This window comes from Amphritea sp. 1_MG-2023, from assembly GCF_030547545.1.
Lineage (GTDB): Bacteria > Pseudomonadota > Gammaproteobacteria > Pseudomonadales > Balneatricaceae > Amphritea.
The window spans coordinates 25,935-40,765 of the sequence record NZ_JAUOQE010000005.1 but is presented as its reverse complement, the minus strand read 5'-3'; the positions used below and the strand labels follow the sequence as shown (position 1 = coordinate 40,765).

Here is a 14,831-nt window from a genome sequence, read left to right as displayed (position 1 = left end):
AATGACCCGGTTTTTTTATCCACAAGCGATACTTGATTAGCCTTTTAGTAGATCTTCGCCGCTGAGGCCATTACGTTCAACAATTTCACGTAACTTGCGAAGCGCCTCAACCTGTATTTGCCGCACCCGTTCTCGAGTTAAACCGATCTCTTTACCAACCTCTTCTAGGGTGCTCATCTCGTAGCCTCGAAGACCAAACCGGCGGGATAAAACTTCAGCATGCTTTTCGGGCAAAATACTCAACCAGCCCTCTAAGTTACCGCTAATATTTGAGTTTTGCAGCAATGTTTCAGGGTCTGAAGACTCCTCATCGGCAATGGTATCGAGCAACATCTTATCGGAGTCTTTACCTACCGGCACATCGATCGAGGTAACACGCTCATTGAGACCAAACATCTTCTCAACATTCTCAACCGGTTTATCAACGGCCGCCGCGATCTCTTCAACCGTCGGCTCATGATCGAGTTTCTGCGCCAACTCGCGTGCTGCTCGTAGGTAAACATTCAACTCTTTGACCACATGAATCGGTAATCGAATCGTCCGAGTTTGATTCATAATAGCTCGCTCGATTGTCTGCCTGATCCACCACGTTGCGTAAGTTGAGAAGCGAAAGCCTCTCTCGGGATCAAATTTTTCGACGGCCCGTATGAGTCCAAGATTACCCTCTTCAATGAGATCCAGCAGTGTCAGTCCACGATTAATGTAGCGGCGCGCGATTTTAACCACTAACCGCAGATTACTTTCAATCATCCGCTTACGAGAAGGTTCATCACCTTGTAGCGACAGTCGCGAGAAATACACCTCTTCTTCTGCGGTTAACAGCGGCGAAAAGCCGATTTCATTGAGATAGAGTTGTGTAGCATCGAGTGATTTCGCACTCAGCAGATCGTCATGGGCCATACTACCCTTGCCACGACCGCTGTTTAAAAACTTGGGTTCATCGCTGTTTTTACCCGCTTGCTTAGTTTCATCAACATCAACTGAAACCGTATCCAGCTCATTATTTTCTGCATTTACCATGGTATTAATCCCGAGTAACCTAGTTATTATTACTTTTTATTGGTTACTGCTTAGTGATAATCAATTAAATAGTCATCGTTTACGCGGCAGATACAACATTGGATCAACAGGTTGGCCATCTCTGCGAATCTCAAAATGCAGCATTGTTCGGGCGGCTCCACTATTGCCAATCTCAGCAATCTTGTCACCTATTTTTACCATATCACTTTCTTTTACAAGAATGCGACTGTTATGCGCATAAGCACTAAGATATTTCTGATTATGATGAATAATGACGAGGTTTCCATAACCTAATAAACCGCTACCGGCATAAACCACTTTGCCCGACTCAGCCGCATAAACAGGCTCGCCTTTACGACCAGCAAAGTTAATACCCTTATTGATTTTGCCTTTATTACTAAAGCGCTGAATCACCTGTCCAGAGGCAGGCCAACGCCAACTGAGTTCACGCTTAGACGGGTTGACGGAAGTAACCCTTGATGGCGGTGTTGACGCTTTAAGGGGCGCCGAGGCAGTGGCAACTTTTTTCGCCGGCACGACTTTTTTCTCAGCCACAAGCTTTTTTTCAGGCGATGACTTAGGCCGTTGAGTGACGCTCACGGGTGTCGATTTTTTGACCGGTTTGAGCGCCGCTGATGTTGTCGCAGCAAGGGCCGTCGGCTTAAGCAAGAGCGTTTGTCCCGGATAGATATCATAGCGATCGTTGATATGATTAGTGCGCGCCAGCTGCCTAAAATCTAGCCCATAGCGAAATGCGATTGAATAGAGGGTATCACCGCGACGAACACGGTACTGATCCGGTACTTGGCTACTCACCACTTTTACCGTATGACGCCCGCCAATTGAGCGTTCGTCAATCGGCGTATAACGGCTGGTAGAGCTACAGGCAGACACCATCAAAACAACGATCGAAAGTATTATCGCGCTGAAGGTATCGACAGGTGCTCTCACCATAATCTATTCCTTGGCAGCTTGAAAGCGCCCCATTACGATAACAATAGCCATGCCCACGAGAGTTAAGCCTAGCGCCCACAAGAGAAATGCCGATTGCCCCGTCATACTCTCAAAGTGCCAAGGCAACACATTATCTTGCAACAACGGCACCTGTTCTCCATGCCGATTGAGGGTATAAGAAAGCGTATATTTCCACGGCCAGACTTTATTCAATGAACCCAGCATAAAGCCCGCCAACAGCGCCAACGTCACCTGTCGATGATGGCTAAACATCCAGCTCAATAGGCGTGAGAAACTCATAATACCGACGACACAGCCCAGCATAAACAGACTAATTAACTGAATATCGAGCCCTTTAACCGCGGTTAAAATATGCGCATACATACCTAACAACAATAAGATAAAACTGCCAGAAATACCCGGTAAAATCATCGCGCAAATCGCAATAGCCCCTGAGATAAACACCATCATGGCGGTCGGTTCAACGCTCACCGGCGCGACTCGGGTAATCATATACGCAAGTAATGCACCGATAATGAAACTGGACATAAGATTCATATCCCATCGCTCTATATGGCTCATCACTAACCACACCGATGCGAGTATTAAGCCGAAAAAGAATGACCATAACAGAATCGGGTAATTCGCCAGTAAAAACAGAACGCCCCCCGCAATGGTTGCAATACTGGCGACAATACCCGCTAACAGTACCAATAAAAAAGTGCCGTTAACTTGTTGCCAAAAAGCCACCGGCCCTTGTTGAAACAGCACGCGCAGTGCTGCTGGGTTAAACCCTTTAATGGTATTAATCAGTTCTTCATAGATGCCGGTGATAAAGGCGATCGTACCACCGGAGACGCCCGGTACCACATCCGCCGCCCCCATCATGACGCCTTTGAAAAATAATCCGATATAGTCTCGAATTGTACGCTTGGTATTCATATCATATTCCGTAAAAAAAGCGGCTCAGCGTACCGTACCACTTAAAAGAGGTACAAACTTAACCCCTTCGAGTACTGATGTTTCATAGTCTGTTTCTGAGACCCTCAGAACCAGTTTAAGTTGCTGATTTTGCGTCCCACCGACCGGAATTACTAAGCGCCCACCGACAGCTAACTGCGCTAATAATTCGGCGGGCACCTCTTGCGGCGCAGCCGTCACCATAATGCCATCAAATGGGCCTCGCTCGCTCCACCCCATGCCACCATCGCTGTGTTTCAAAGACACATTACGAATCTTCAGCCAGGCAAACCGTTGCCGAGCTTTATCTTGTAACGGTTTAATCCGTTCAACACTGAAGACCTTATCAACTAATTGTGCCAGAACGGTTGTCTGATAGCCCGATCCTGTACCCACTTCGAGTACTCGCTCCAGCGCACCTCCCGCCAACAAAATCTCAGTCATACGTGCAACAATATAAGGCTGAGAAATCGTTTGGTTAAAGCCAATGGGCAACGCGGTATCTTCATAGGCTCGATGGGACAGCGCCTCATCAATGAAAATATGCCGCGGCGTATTAGCCATGACATCCAGCACCTGTTGATCACAGATACCTTGCTCCTTCAGCCGCTGCACCAGCCTGCTGCGAGTGCGTTGGGAAGTCATCCCAATACCCTGCAACTGCAACTTATTCACTCTGCATCCTCTAACCAGTTGCTCAGATTATCCATAGCGGAATACTGAGTCATATCAATATTAATCGGTGTTATCGACACATAACCGGCTTTCACTGCGAAAAAATCAGTCCCTGGGCCGCAATCGGCGGCTTCGCCTGCACCCGCAATCCAAAACCGCTGAGTTCCGCGTGGATCAAGCGATTCAACCGGCGCATCAGCCACCACTCGATGCCCCAAACGAGTCACATGAGTACCTTTCAATTGATCCAGTGGCAGATCGGGAACATTCACATTCAACACCGTCCGCGGGGCCAATACCAACCCTTGAATATTATCGATCAGTTGTCGCACGACTTCAGCAGCCGTATCGTAATGCACTGGGTTACTCCCGGCTAACGATACCGCTATCGGGGGCAAATGCAGATGACGTCCCTCCATCGCGGCGGCAACGGTGCCTGAATAGATCACATCATCACCGAGATTCGATCCACAATTAATGCCAGAAATGACCATATCAGGGGCATCTCCATAAATCCCCCCCATACCGAGATGTACACAATCGGTCGGCGTGCCATTAATACCCACGAAGCCATTCAGATGACGATGTCCTTCGAGGGGGCGATCCAATGTTAACGAATTACTCGCACCACTACGGTTACGATCAGGAGCGACCACTAATACATTAGCGTCCTGTGCTAAAATCCGAGCCAGCTCAGCCAGTCCCGGGGCATAAACACCATCATCATTCGATAATAATAATTTCATTATTCTGCCTCTACTTCCACTTGCCCCATTGCCGACGATAGCTGTGCTATTTCACGCAACACACTGGTCGCAAAACTTCCGGCGGGGAGATTAAAGGCGAGTAAAAACTGATCATCCGCTTCCCGCTCAATCGTTAAATGACTCGGCATTAATCTAATCGAGCGACGCTCTTGATTCAGCCCCAAACGCTCTAGCCCTTCGAGCTGCGCTTGCCAAGGCTGTAACTGCTCAATTTCCCACGCGGCGGCGATGTCTGTACAGATTGACCGCCCACGCCCCCACATTGCGGCGGTTAAATGCAGATCACCAGACTGTAAACGGCGCATAATTGAGGCATCGTCAGCTGTAAAGGGAAAGCAACTTTGACGACCATTGATCATCAATACATCGCCGGACATCGGCTGAGTAAAACAACACTGCCCGATACGCTGAGAGACCAACTGATTAAACATAAACGAACGCACCGCCGAAATATACAAACCTTTCTTATGTCGCTGACGTTCCTTTAACTTACCGGCAATCAGTAAAGCGCCCTTATCGAGATTACCGCCATGATGGCCAAACCGCTGCTCACCAAAGTAATTGGGAACCCCTGCCCGAATAGCATCGACCTTTTGCAACAAGGCATCAGCCTCAGTGACCTGCCGCAAACGTATCTGAAATCGATTACCGTTAAGACTGCCCAAGCGAAGCTTACGTGTATGCTTAACCGCCTTGAGTACTTTAATCGTCTCGGTTTCAAACAATGACCATGTAAGGGGGGCACGACCCGGCAGATGCACACTAAACCACTGCTCGGTGATGGCGTGACGATCCTTCTTGCCGGCATAGCCCACTTCTTTGGGGCTTACCTGACAGAAATGCGCCAACTGCCGTGCCACCCAGTCGGTATTCTCACCCGTTTTTTGAATATAAAGAAACACATGATCGCCACTGCCTTCAGGCTCGAACGATAGCTCTTCTGTCACTCTGAAATCGTCAGGCTCTGTACGAATCACCGCATGACTGACGGGTTGACCATATAAATAGTGTAATGCTGTTGGAAAATTCATGAGCGCAAGGGGTTCCGTTACTGTCCGGTATCGGCCGGAGGCTTGTTGGGCAGGGCAGGCACTAATTGAAAAAAGGACTCACCCTCTTTCACCATGCCTAACTGATTTCGGGCTCGCTCTTCTAACGCTGCCAGTCCTTGCTTGAGATCTTTGACCTCGGCATCTAACTGATGGTTACGATTCACGAGCAGGTCATTTTCAGCCCGCTGCCGCACAATCTCCTGCTGTAATGCCTGCACATCCCTGAGATTTGCTTCGCCAAACCATAGCCGATACTGCAGTCCGATCAAACTGATCAACAGCAACAACACAATCGCACGAAATAAACTCCAGCGAAACACAGTCCGACAGTACTCTTATTCTATGTAGTCAAAAAAGGGGGCGTTAAGCCCCCTAGTATTTCACAAATCGGTCAGAAATTAACCCTGACCTTTGATTTCAGATAAGCCATTGTAGACAGCTTGAGCACCCAACTCTTCTTCGATGCGCAGCAGACGGTTATATTTAGCCACACGATCAGAACGACACAGTGAACCCGTCTTAATTTGACCCGCAGCAGTACCAACGGCCAAATCAGCAATGGTAGTATCTTCTGTTTCACCAGAACGATGTGAGATAACCACCGTAAAGCCTGCATCTTTAGCCATCTTAATCGCATCCAGCGTCTCAGACAGTGAACCGATCTGATTGAATTTGATTAAGATTGAATTACCAATGCTCTGCTCAATGCCGCGGCGCAAAATTTTCGTATTAGTAACGAACAGATCATCACCAACCAACTGAACTTTGTCGCCAATTTTCTTCGTCAGGTAGGCCCAACCATCCCAGTCTGATTCATCCAAACCATCTTCGATGGATACGATAGGATAGTTCTCGGTCAATTCAGCGAGGTAATCACTAAAGCCTTCGGCATCAAACACTTTACCTTCACCGGACAGATCATACTGGCCCTCTTTATAGAACTCAGAAGCAGCACAGTCGAGGGCTAGCGTAACGTCTTTACCAAGCTCATAGCCCGCATTAGAGATCGCTTCTTTAATGACCACCAATGCTTCTTCATTGGATGCCAAATTAGGCGCGAAACCACCTTCATCACCGACCGCCGTGCTCAGACCACGAGCCTTGAGTACCGCCTTCAGAGAGTGAAAGATCTCGGCACCACAGCGCAAGCCATCGGAAAACTTAGTAAAGTTAACCGGCTGAACCATAAACTCTTGAATATCAACGTTATTATCAGCGTGTTCACCACCGTTAAGGATATTCATCATCGGCACTGGTAGGGAAAACTGCCCAGCGGTACCATTGATATCCGCAATATGCGCGTACAACGGCATCCCCTTAACCAGCGCTGCCGCTTTGGCGGCTGCCAATGAAACCGCGAGGATAGCATTCGCGCCGAGATGCTCTTTATTCTCAGTGCCGTCCAGCGCTAACATTTTATTATCCAATGCGCGCTGATCGGTAACATCCATGCCCACTAAAGCATCACGGATGACACCATTGATAGCAGCGACGGCTTTCAGCACACCTTTACCTAAATAACGGCCTTTATCGCCATCTCGCAGCTCTAGCGCTTCGCGAGAACCGGTAGAAGCACCTGAAGGTGCGCAGGCAGATCCCATCACACCGGAAGCTAGAATCACATCCGCTTCAACGGTCGGGTTGCCACGGGAATCAAGAACTTCACGGGCCTTAATGTCAGCAATCTGTGCCATTGATTAAACTCCAAAAATAATAACTATTCTTTATTTTTCAAGACCGGCGTAAGTTAACGCAGCCTCGATGAAACCTCTAAACAAACCATGGCCATCCCTTGGTGTCGAGGTAAATTCTGGGTGGAACTGACACGCAACAAACCATGGGTGATCCGGCGCTTCGACGACTTCAACTAATTCACCATCAACAGAATGACCAGAAACAATCAGGCCTGCCTCTTCAAGCTGTGCAACATAATTGTTGTTCACTTCATAACGGTGACGATGACGTTCTTTAATTTCGCCAGAACCATAGGCCTGATAAGCTTTAGTACCTTCTTTCAGCGTACAAAGTTGCGCTCCCAGGCGCATCGTGCCGCCCAGATCATCGGTATAACCACGAATCTCTTTAGCGCCCTCTTCGGTCATCCATTCAGTGATCAGGCCCACCAGTGGCGAGCTAGCATTGGCATCAAATTCGGTACTACTCGCATCGGTGATGCCTGCAACATGACGCGCATATTCAATCACGGCCAATTGCATACCCAGACAGATGCCTAGGTAAGGCACCTTGTTCTCTCGAGCATAACGAACTGCGGCGATCTTTCCTTCAACACCCCGTTCCCCAAAGCCGCCAGGGACTAAAATAGCGGAGACATCTTCCAATAGATCAACACCATCACGCTCAATCTGTTCAGAGTCGATATATTTGATGTTAACTTTAGTTCGTAGAGCGATACCGGCATGAGAGATCGCTTCGATCAGCGACTTATAGGCATCCAGCAGCTCCATGTACTTGCCAACCATCGCAATGGTCACTTCTCGGTGCGGATTGAGTTTCGCATCGGCAACGCGATCCCATTCGCTGAGATCCGCCGCTGGGCATTCCATATTAAACTGCTCAATAACAATCTGATCCAGCTTTTGTTCGCTGAGCATGCGTGGAATCTTGTAGATACAATCCGCATCAGGCAGAGAAATCACGGCACGCTCTTCAACATTGGTAAACAATGATAACTTACGCCGCGATGACACCGGCAACGCGAAATCAGAGCGGCACACCAGAATATCGGGTTGAATACCAATCGAGCGCAACTCTTTTACCGAGTGCTGCGAAGGTTTGGTCTTAATTTCACCCGCCGTGGCAATATAAGGCACTAGCGTCAGATGCATAAACATCGCGCGCCGCGCGCCTAGCTCGACTTTCAGCTGCCGAACCGCTTCCATGAAGGGTAAGGATTCGATATCCCCGACAGTGCCACCGATCTCAACCAATGCAATATCCGCATCGCCTGCACCTTCCAGGACTCGACGTTTAATCTCATCGGTAATATGTGGAATAACCTGAACCGTTCCACCTAGATAATCACCCCGACGCTCTTTACGCAGCACATGCTGATACACGCGGCCAGCAGTAAAGTTATTGCGTTTGCTCATCGTAGTGCGGATGAAGCGTTCGTAATGACCTAAGTCAAGGTCCGTTTCGGCACCGTCTTCGGTGACAAATACCTCACCATGTTGAATAGGACTCATGGTTCCTGGATCTACGTTAATATACGGATCCAATTTCAGCATAGTCACTTTCAGCCCGCGGGCTTCAAGAATTGCTGCGAGTGAAGCGGATGCAATGCCTTTCCCCAATGAGGAAACAACACCACCTGTGACGAAAATATATCGCGTCATGAGGAACCTGTATCTGGTCGTGAAAAGTGAGTCGCGCTGTTCAAAAAACAGCTACTAAAGATGGGGCTACAGGGTATCAGAATCACCCGGATCAGACAATGCAATTGGCTGCCAATTCAATGCAAAACCCTGGCCTTTTTTTTCACTCTGCCAATCTTCACAAATACAGATTCCCGGCAAAGCCACAATCTCATCACCCACCACACACACGGGCCAGGCATTTCTTTGCCAGGCAGGAATTTTATACTCCTGAAAAAGCTTTTTCAGCGAACACGAACCACCACGTCCAACCGGACGACAACGATCACCATCCTGTCGATTACGGACACTCACATTGGTCAGCGTCTTTAATCCAGCGACACTCGCATCGCTATCACACACCTCTAAACATCCCTGAGGTAGCTGAATACCCTCGGCAGTCAGTGAGCGATGCTGCCAGCTTAATTCCAGCGGCGCCCGCTGTAACAATAACGTGCCCTGATAACGCCGCAACTGCTGCTTTCCTAACGTTAACAGCGGCTGCCGATCATCGGCCGCCAACAGCAATGACTGAACCGCCTGCAGCTGTCGCTCACCGAGCCAAACTCCCGCCTTACGACACCAGAAGCGTAGCAGGTTATTCCGCCGTGCCTGACTCAATGCCATTAAGGCAGCACAACTCAATCCATCACCGCCCCGCACCGCTGCATAATCGATCTCCGCCAAGTCATAATGCAGCCTCTCCGCTTCACACATATGCGTTGCCATATCAGCCCAACGATGCGTAAACCCCGGCCAGCGAGCCTGTAACAACGGCATGATTTTATGCCGTAGATAGTTGCGATCGTATGTCAGGTCTTGATTACTCGGATCATCGATCCACTCTAACTGTTCTGCTTCAGCCCATTGATGCAACTGTTGTCGAGACACATGCAATAACGGCCGCAACAATACCGCCTGACCTAGGGCCCGCGTCTGCGGCATCCCCGCCATACCGCGCACCCCTGCGCCTCGCAGCATACGAAACAGTAAGGTTTCCGCTTGATCATTCAAGTGATGAGCCAGCAACAGACAGTCACCCGGCTGTAACAACTGCTCGAATGCTTGATAGCGGGCATTGCGCGCCGCACGCTCGAGACTTGCACTTTGATCTACCGTGACTTTTTGCTGCTGAAAAGGTAGCTGTAACGATGCGGCTAAACGGCCGCAAAAGGCTGCCCACTGAGATGATGCCGGCTGTAATTGATGATCAACCGTGATGACCCGTAACTGCTCGGCAGGTAGAGCGTTAGCCGCAAGATGCAACAACACCACCGAATCTAATCCGCCACTTAAGCCGATCACCCAACGTTGAACACCATCGGCGTGACTCTCAAGCTGCTGATTAAAGTAATGTTGCAGATCTTTCATGATAATATCGATGGTCGTCTTACAAATACTGACAGGCAAAAAAAACCGCCGGTTGAGCCGACGGTTCTAGTGCTGCTGAAGGTTACTGACTGATACCGTAGGACATCAGTCGCTGATAGCGTCGTTCGATCAGCGCATCTTGCTCAATATCGCTCAAGCGCTCCAACGTCTCGACTAGATGTTTCTTTAAATTAGCCGCCATCAAACCATGATCTCGATGCGCGCCACCCAGCGGCTCATCAACGACCTGATCCACCAAGCCCAACGCATGCAAGCGATCAGAGGTGAGCCCCATCGCCTTCGCGGCATCCGGTGCACGATCGGCACTCTTCCACAGGATAGAGGCACAACCTTCAGGAGAAATAACCGAGTAAGTAGAGTATTGCAGCATCATCAGTTCATCACAGACACCGATAGCCAACGCACCGCCCGAGCCGCCTTCACCCACAACGGTTGCAATAATCGGCGTATTTAGACGCGACATCGCGGCCAGATTAAAAGCAATCGCTTCCGATTGTCCACGCTCTTCCGCATCAATACCCGGATAAGCCCCTGGGGTATCAATAAAGGTCAGAATGGGCATCTTGAAACGTTCGGCCATCTCCATCAAGCGTAACGCTTTGCGATAACCTTCAGGACGTGGCATACCAAAATTGCGACGCACCTTTTCTTTCACTTCACGGCCTTTCTGATGACCAATCACCATCACTGGACGGCCGTCCAAGCGCGCAATTCCGCCGATCAATGCGCGATCATCGGCAAAATGACGATCGCCATGAATCTCTTCGAACTCATCAAAGATCATGTCCACATAATCCAGGGTATAAGGACGCTGAGGATGACGAGCAACCTGAGAGATTTGCCATTCACTTAGATCGGTAAAAAGAGACTTCGTCAGAGTACGGCTTTTCGCCTGTAATTTTGAGATCTCTTCTTCAATATTCAGCTCATTGTCATCGCCAACCAGACGCAACTCTTCAATTTTTGCTTCTAAGTCTGCAATTGGCTGTTCAAAATCCAGATAATTGGGATTCATTTATGAATATTCCGTAAGTTCGCTGCGTTTCGGCCGAGCCCCGTCACAACAGGGGTCGACCGACGATAAAAAGTTGCTTTAATTCTACCCCGAGTCGGGTTTAAGAACCACCCTGAATCAGTAGCGAATCCTGACCGCCTCACCACCAAACTGATCTTTAAGCTTGAGTAGTAAATCATCCGTTGGCTGCACCTGCCAAGCATCACCTAAACAGAGTGTCGCCGAGGCATCGTCACGGCTATAACGCAACGCAACCGGCATCGTCACGCGGCCTTTATGCGCCTCTAATAACTCGCCGAAGGCCTTCAGTGGCCGATCTTTCAGCTGCGATGCGTTACAATCGATCTCGATATGTTTGCCATATCGTGCGCGGCATTGAGTAATATCGACAATTTTATTGCCGCGTACCTTAAGCTTATCAGTACCGGAATAACTATCTATCGAGATCTCGCCTTCGATCAGCAATATGGCATCTTTATTCAAGAGTGGACGATATTCATCGTAGGCTTCCCCAAACAACGATATTTCGATACGGGACGTCCGATCATCCAAGGTAACAAAGCAGAGCGAATCACCCTTTTTGGTTTTCTTAACCCGAACATCCACCACCAAGCCCAGCATCTTTTGCTGCTGCCCACGCTGCGGCACAAGCTCAGCAATACGGCGCGTAATGAAGTGAGGCAGCTCGGCTTCATACTCATCAATAGGATGCCCCGTTACATAGAGCCCTAAGGTATCTTTCTCGCCCTGAAGACGTTCCTTATCGGTCCACTGTCGCAGCTTCATATACTCAGCATAAGGCTCACGCGGCTGCTCGGCTTCGACTTCACCAAACAGATCAAACATCCCCGCGTTCTGATTACGCTCGGATTGATCGGCCGCTTTTAGCGCCTCTCCGATCGAGGCCCATAACTGAGCACGATCCGGCCCGAGATGATCCAGTGCGCCAGAACGCACTAACGCCTCGAGCACGCGTTTATTGAGTTTCTTACTGCCGACACGCTTACAAAAATCAAAAATATCTTTAAACTGACCCGCCTCAGAGCGCGCCGCCACAATGGCTTCAATTGGGCCTTCACCGACCCCCTTAATCGCCCCTAGGCCATAGACAATTTCACCCTTATCATTAACGGTGAACATGTATTCACCCCAGTTAACATCGGGCAGCACCAGTGGTAGCTTCATGGTGCGACACTCTTCGATAAAGATCACCACCTTATCGGTATTCTGCATATCAGAAGAGAGCACTGCCGCCATAAAGGGCGCAGGGTAATGAGTTTTCAACCAAGCAGTCTGATAGGACACTAAGGCATAGGCCGCCGAGTGCGATTTGTTGAAGCCATAACCGGCAAACTTTTCAACCAGATCGAAGATATTACCAGCCAGATCCGCATCGATACCATTGGCAGCCGATCCTTCTAAGAAAGAGCTACGCTGCTTAGCCATCTCTTCAGGTTTTTTCTTACCCATCGCTCGACGCAACATATCCGCGCCGCCTAGGGTATAACCGGCCATCACCTGAGCGATCTGCATCACCTGTTCTTGATATAGGATAATACCGTAGGTTGGCTCCAGCACGGGTTGCAGGCTATCTAACTGATAATCCGCATGTGGATAAGCAAGCTCTGCTTGACCATGCTTACGCAGGATAAAGTCATCCACCATGCCCGACTGGAGTGGCCCTGGACGAAACAGTGCCACCAATGCCACAATATCTTCAAAGCGGTCAGGCTTTAGGCGTCGCACGAGGTCTTTCATACCGCTGGATTCTAACTGAAAGACGGCCGTCGTTTCGGCTGATTTAAGCAGCTCAAAGGTTGCCTTATCTTCTAAATCAATCAGCGCAATATCCAGTGGCGCTTCACCCGTCTTCGCGCGAATCTTGTCGATGGTTTTAACTGCCCAATCGACAATGGTCAGCGTCCGCAAACCCAAGAAGTCGAACTTAACCAGCCCCGCTTCCTCGACATCACTCTTATCAAACTGCGTGACCAATCCATGCCCAAACTCATCGCAGTAAGTGGCCGAGAAATCTGTCAGCTTAGTCGGTGCAATCACCACGCCGCCGGCATGTTTGCCAACATTTCGGGTTAGGCCCTCAAGCTTAAGGGCCATCTCCATAATCTCTTGTGCTTCTTCACTCGATTCCACGAATGCCTTCATCTGAGGCTCTTCGACCATCGCCCGCGTCAAGGTAATGCCAACTTCAAATGGAATCAGTTTAGATAGTTTATCCGCCAGACCAAAGGGCTTGCCCTGAACCCGCGCCACATCACGTACCACCGCCTTAGCGGCCATCGTACCGAAAGTCACAATCTGAGAAACCGCATCACGGCCATAAGTCTCAGCGACATAGTCGATGACCCGATCACGGTTATCCATGCAGAAATCGATATCGAAGTCGGGCATCGATACCCGTTCCGGATTCAAAAATCGCTCAAACAGTAGATCGTATTCCAACGGATCTAGATCGGTAATTTTTTGCGCATAAGCAACCAATGAACCAGCACCCGAACCTCGTCCCGGCCCCACGGGCACGCCGTTATCCTTACCCCACTGAATGAAATCCATGACGATCAGAAAGTAGCCTGGGAAACCCATCTGAGTGATGATATCTAACTCAAAGCGTAATCGTTCGTCATAGGGACGGCGTTTTTCGGCATAGTCAGGATCATCTTTATCCAACAAGATATCCAGGCGTTCTTCTAAGCCCTTCCACGAAACCTCGGCAAAAAACTCATCCATCGTTACCCCATCTGGAATAGGGTATTTGGGTAGGTAGTAAGTACCAAGATCGAGTTCAACGTTACAACGTTTGGCTATTTCGACGCTATTTTCAATCGCAGAAGGGATATCGCTGAATAGCTCAACCATCTCTTCCGCCGAGCGCAAATACTGTTGAGAGCTGTAATTTTTAGGCCGATGCGGGTCTTCGAGCGTACGCCCCTGATTGATACAGACGCGCACTTCATGCGCCTCGAAATCCTCCGGACGTAAAAACATGACCTCATTAGTGGCCACCAAAGGACATCCCGTATCATGCGCTAATTGCACCGTCGCGTGCACACAACGCTCATCACCGGGACGTCCGGTACGCTGAACTTCAAGATAAAACCGACCGGGGAAGATTGCCTGCCACTGCTCTAAAACCGTTTGAGCCGAGTCATTATCGGCTAACGCACGACCAATCTCACCCTCTTTAGCGCCTGATAAAGCGATCAATCCAGCGGAACGTTCTGCAATCCAGCTTTTCTTTAATAGCGCCAATTCCGGTTGCACATTCTGACCCTGTTCATAGGCCAGTGAGATCAACTCCATCAAATTACGATAGCCCTGATCGTTCATCGACAATAGCGTCATACGATACGGAGAGCTGTCGGGGTCAGTCTCATTTTCGACCCAGATATCGGCACCAAAAATAGGTTTAATACCCGCCCCAGTAGTGGCCTTAAAAAACTTAATCAACGCGAACAAGTTCACCTGATCAGTAATCGCAATCGCCGGTATCTGTTGATCTTTCGCAACATTCACTAGTTCTTTAATACGAACCAGTCCATCAACCAGTGAAAACTCCGTGTGTAGACGCAAATGTACAAATGCGGGATCAGTCATTTCAACTCGT

The 14,831-nt window shown here is 49.2% G+C and carries 12 protein-coding genes; all 12 read right to left on the bottom strand.

Annotation, left to right across the window (positions count from 1 at the left end; all coding sequences use genetic code 11):
* Window positions 1–36 precede the first annotated feature (36 nt).
* The 12 genes from rpoS to dnaE all read right to left on the bottom strand — a co-directional run bounded on the left by rpoS (window position 37) and on the right by dnaE (window position 14,821).
* Window positions 37–1,020 (bottom strand): RNA polymerase sigma factor RpoS, encoded by a 984-nt coding sequence (gene rpoS / locus Q4488_RS04440; protein ID WP_303579259.1) that lies wholly within the window; start codon window positions 1,018–1,020, stop codon window positions 37–39.
* Between the two features lie 72 nt (window positions 1,021–1,092).
* Window positions 1,093–1,974, bottom strand: coding sequence for a peptidoglycan DD-metalloendopeptidase family protein (locus Q4488_RS04435; RefSeq protein WP_303579258.1), 882 nt, complete (start codon window positions 1,972–1,974; stop codon window positions 1,093–1,095).
* A 3-nt stretch (window positions 1,975–1,977) separates the two neighbouring features.
* Window positions 1,978–2,916: a DUF368 domain-containing protein gene (locus tag Q4488_RS04430; RefSeq protein ID WP_303579257.1), complete on the bottom strand. Its 939-nt coding sequence runs from the start codon at window positions 2,914–2,916 to the stop codon at window positions 1,978–1,980.
* A gap of 24 nt (window positions 2,917–2,940) precedes the next feature.
* Window positions 2,941–3,579, bottom strand: coding sequence for a protein-L-isoaspartate(D-aspartate) O-methyltransferase (locus tag Q4488_RS04425; RefSeq protein ID WP_303579350.1), 639 nt, complete (start codon window positions 3,577–3,579; stop codon window positions 2,941–2,943).
* Window positions 3,580–3,605: 26 nt separating this feature from the next.
* Window positions 3,606–4,355, bottom strand: a complete 750-nt coding sequence (gene surE, locus Q4488_RS04420) for a 5'/3'-nucleotidase SurE (RefSeq protein ID WP_303579256.1) — start codon at window positions 4,353–4,355, stop codon at window positions 3,606–3,608.
* Complete coding sequence (gene truD / locus Q4488_RS04415) at window positions 4,355–5,407, bottom strand: tRNA pseudouridine(13) synthase TruD (RefSeq protein ID WP_303579255.1); 1,053 nt, start codon at window positions 5,405–5,407, stop codon at window positions 4,355–4,357. The genes surE and truD overlap by 1 nt, the downstream gene beginning before the upstream one ends.
* Before the next feature lie 17 nt (window positions 5,408–5,424).
* Window positions 5,425–5,748, bottom strand: a complete 324-nt coding sequence (gene ftsB, locus Q4488_RS04410; protein ID WP_303579254.1) for a cell division protein FtsB — start codon at window positions 5,746–5,748, stop codon at window positions 5,425–5,427.
* Between the two features lie 78 nt (window positions 5,749–5,826).
* Complete coding sequence (gene eno, locus Q4488_RS04405) at window positions 5,827–7,122, bottom strand: phosphopyruvate hydratase (RefSeq protein ID WP_303579253.1); 1,296 nt, start codon at window positions 7,120–7,122, stop codon at window positions 5,827–5,829.
* Between the two features lie 30 nt (window positions 7,123–7,152).
* On the bottom strand, window positions 7,153–8,784 hold the full coding sequence (locus tag Q4488_RS04400; protein WP_303579252.1) for a CTP synthase: 1,632 nt from the start codon (window positions 8,782–8,784) through the stop codon (window positions 7,153–7,155).
* Between the two features lie 66 nt (window positions 8,785–8,850).
* Window positions 8,851–10,212 (bottom strand): tRNA lysidine(34) synthetase TilS, encoded by a 1,362-nt coding sequence (gene tilS / locus Q4488_RS04395; RefSeq protein ID WP_303579251.1) that lies wholly within the window; start codon window positions 10,210–10,212, stop codon window positions 8,851–8,853.
* A gap of 43 nt (window positions 10,213–10,255) precedes the next feature.
* The gene (locus Q4488_RS04390; protein ID WP_303579250.1) at window positions 10,256–11,209 is read right to left on the bottom strand and encodes an acetyl-CoA carboxylase carboxyltransferase subunit alpha; all 954 of its coding nucleotides are present in this window, start codon (window positions 11,207–11,209) and stop codon (window positions 10,256–10,258) included.
* 117 nt (window positions 11,210–11,326) lie between these two features.
* Entirely contained in the window at window positions 11,327–14,821 is a 3,495-nt protein-coding gene (dnaE, locus tag Q4488_RS04385) for a DNA polymerase III subunit alpha (RefSeq protein ID WP_303579249.1), read from the bottom strand.
* Window positions 14,822–14,831: the final 10 nt, after the last annotated feature.

Coding starts and splice junctions, on each gene's coding strand:
- rpoS (WP_303579259.1), bottom strand. CDS start 1,020: ATGGTAAATGCAGAAAATAATGAGCTGGATACGGTTTCAGTTGATGTT.
- Q4488_RS04435 (WP_303579258.1), bottom strand. CDS start 1,974: ATGGTGAGAGCACCTGTCGATACCTTCAGCGCGATAATACTTTCGATC.
- Q4488_RS04430 (WP_303579257.1), bottom strand. CDS start 2,916: ATGAATACCAAGCGTACAATTCGAGACTATATCGGATTATTTTTCAAA.
- Q4488_RS04425 (WP_303579350.1), bottom strand. CDS start 3,579: ATGACTTCCCAACGCACTCGCAGCAGGCTGGTGCAGCGGCTGAAGGAG.
- surE (WP_303579256.1), bottom strand. CDS start 4,355: ATGAAATTATTATTATCGAATGATGATGGTGTTTATGCCCCGGGACTG.
- truD (WP_303579255.1), bottom strand. CDS start 5,407: ATGAATTTTCCAACAGCATTACACTATTTATATGGTCAACCCGTCAGT.
- eno (WP_303579253.1), bottom strand. CDS start 7,122: ATGGCACAGATTGCTGACATTAAGGCCCGTGAAGTTCTTGATTCCCGT.
- Q4488_RS04400 (WP_303579252.1), bottom strand. CDS start 8,784: ATGACGCGATATATTTTCGTCACAGGTGGTGTTGTTTCCTCATTGGGG.
- Q4488_RS04390 (WP_303579250.1), bottom strand. CDS start 11,209: ATGAATCCCAATTATCTGGATTTTGAACAGCCAATTGCAGACTTAGAA.
- dnaE (WP_303579249.1), bottom strand. CDS start 14,821: ATGACTGATCCCGCATTTGTACATTTGCGTCTACACACGGAGTTTTCA.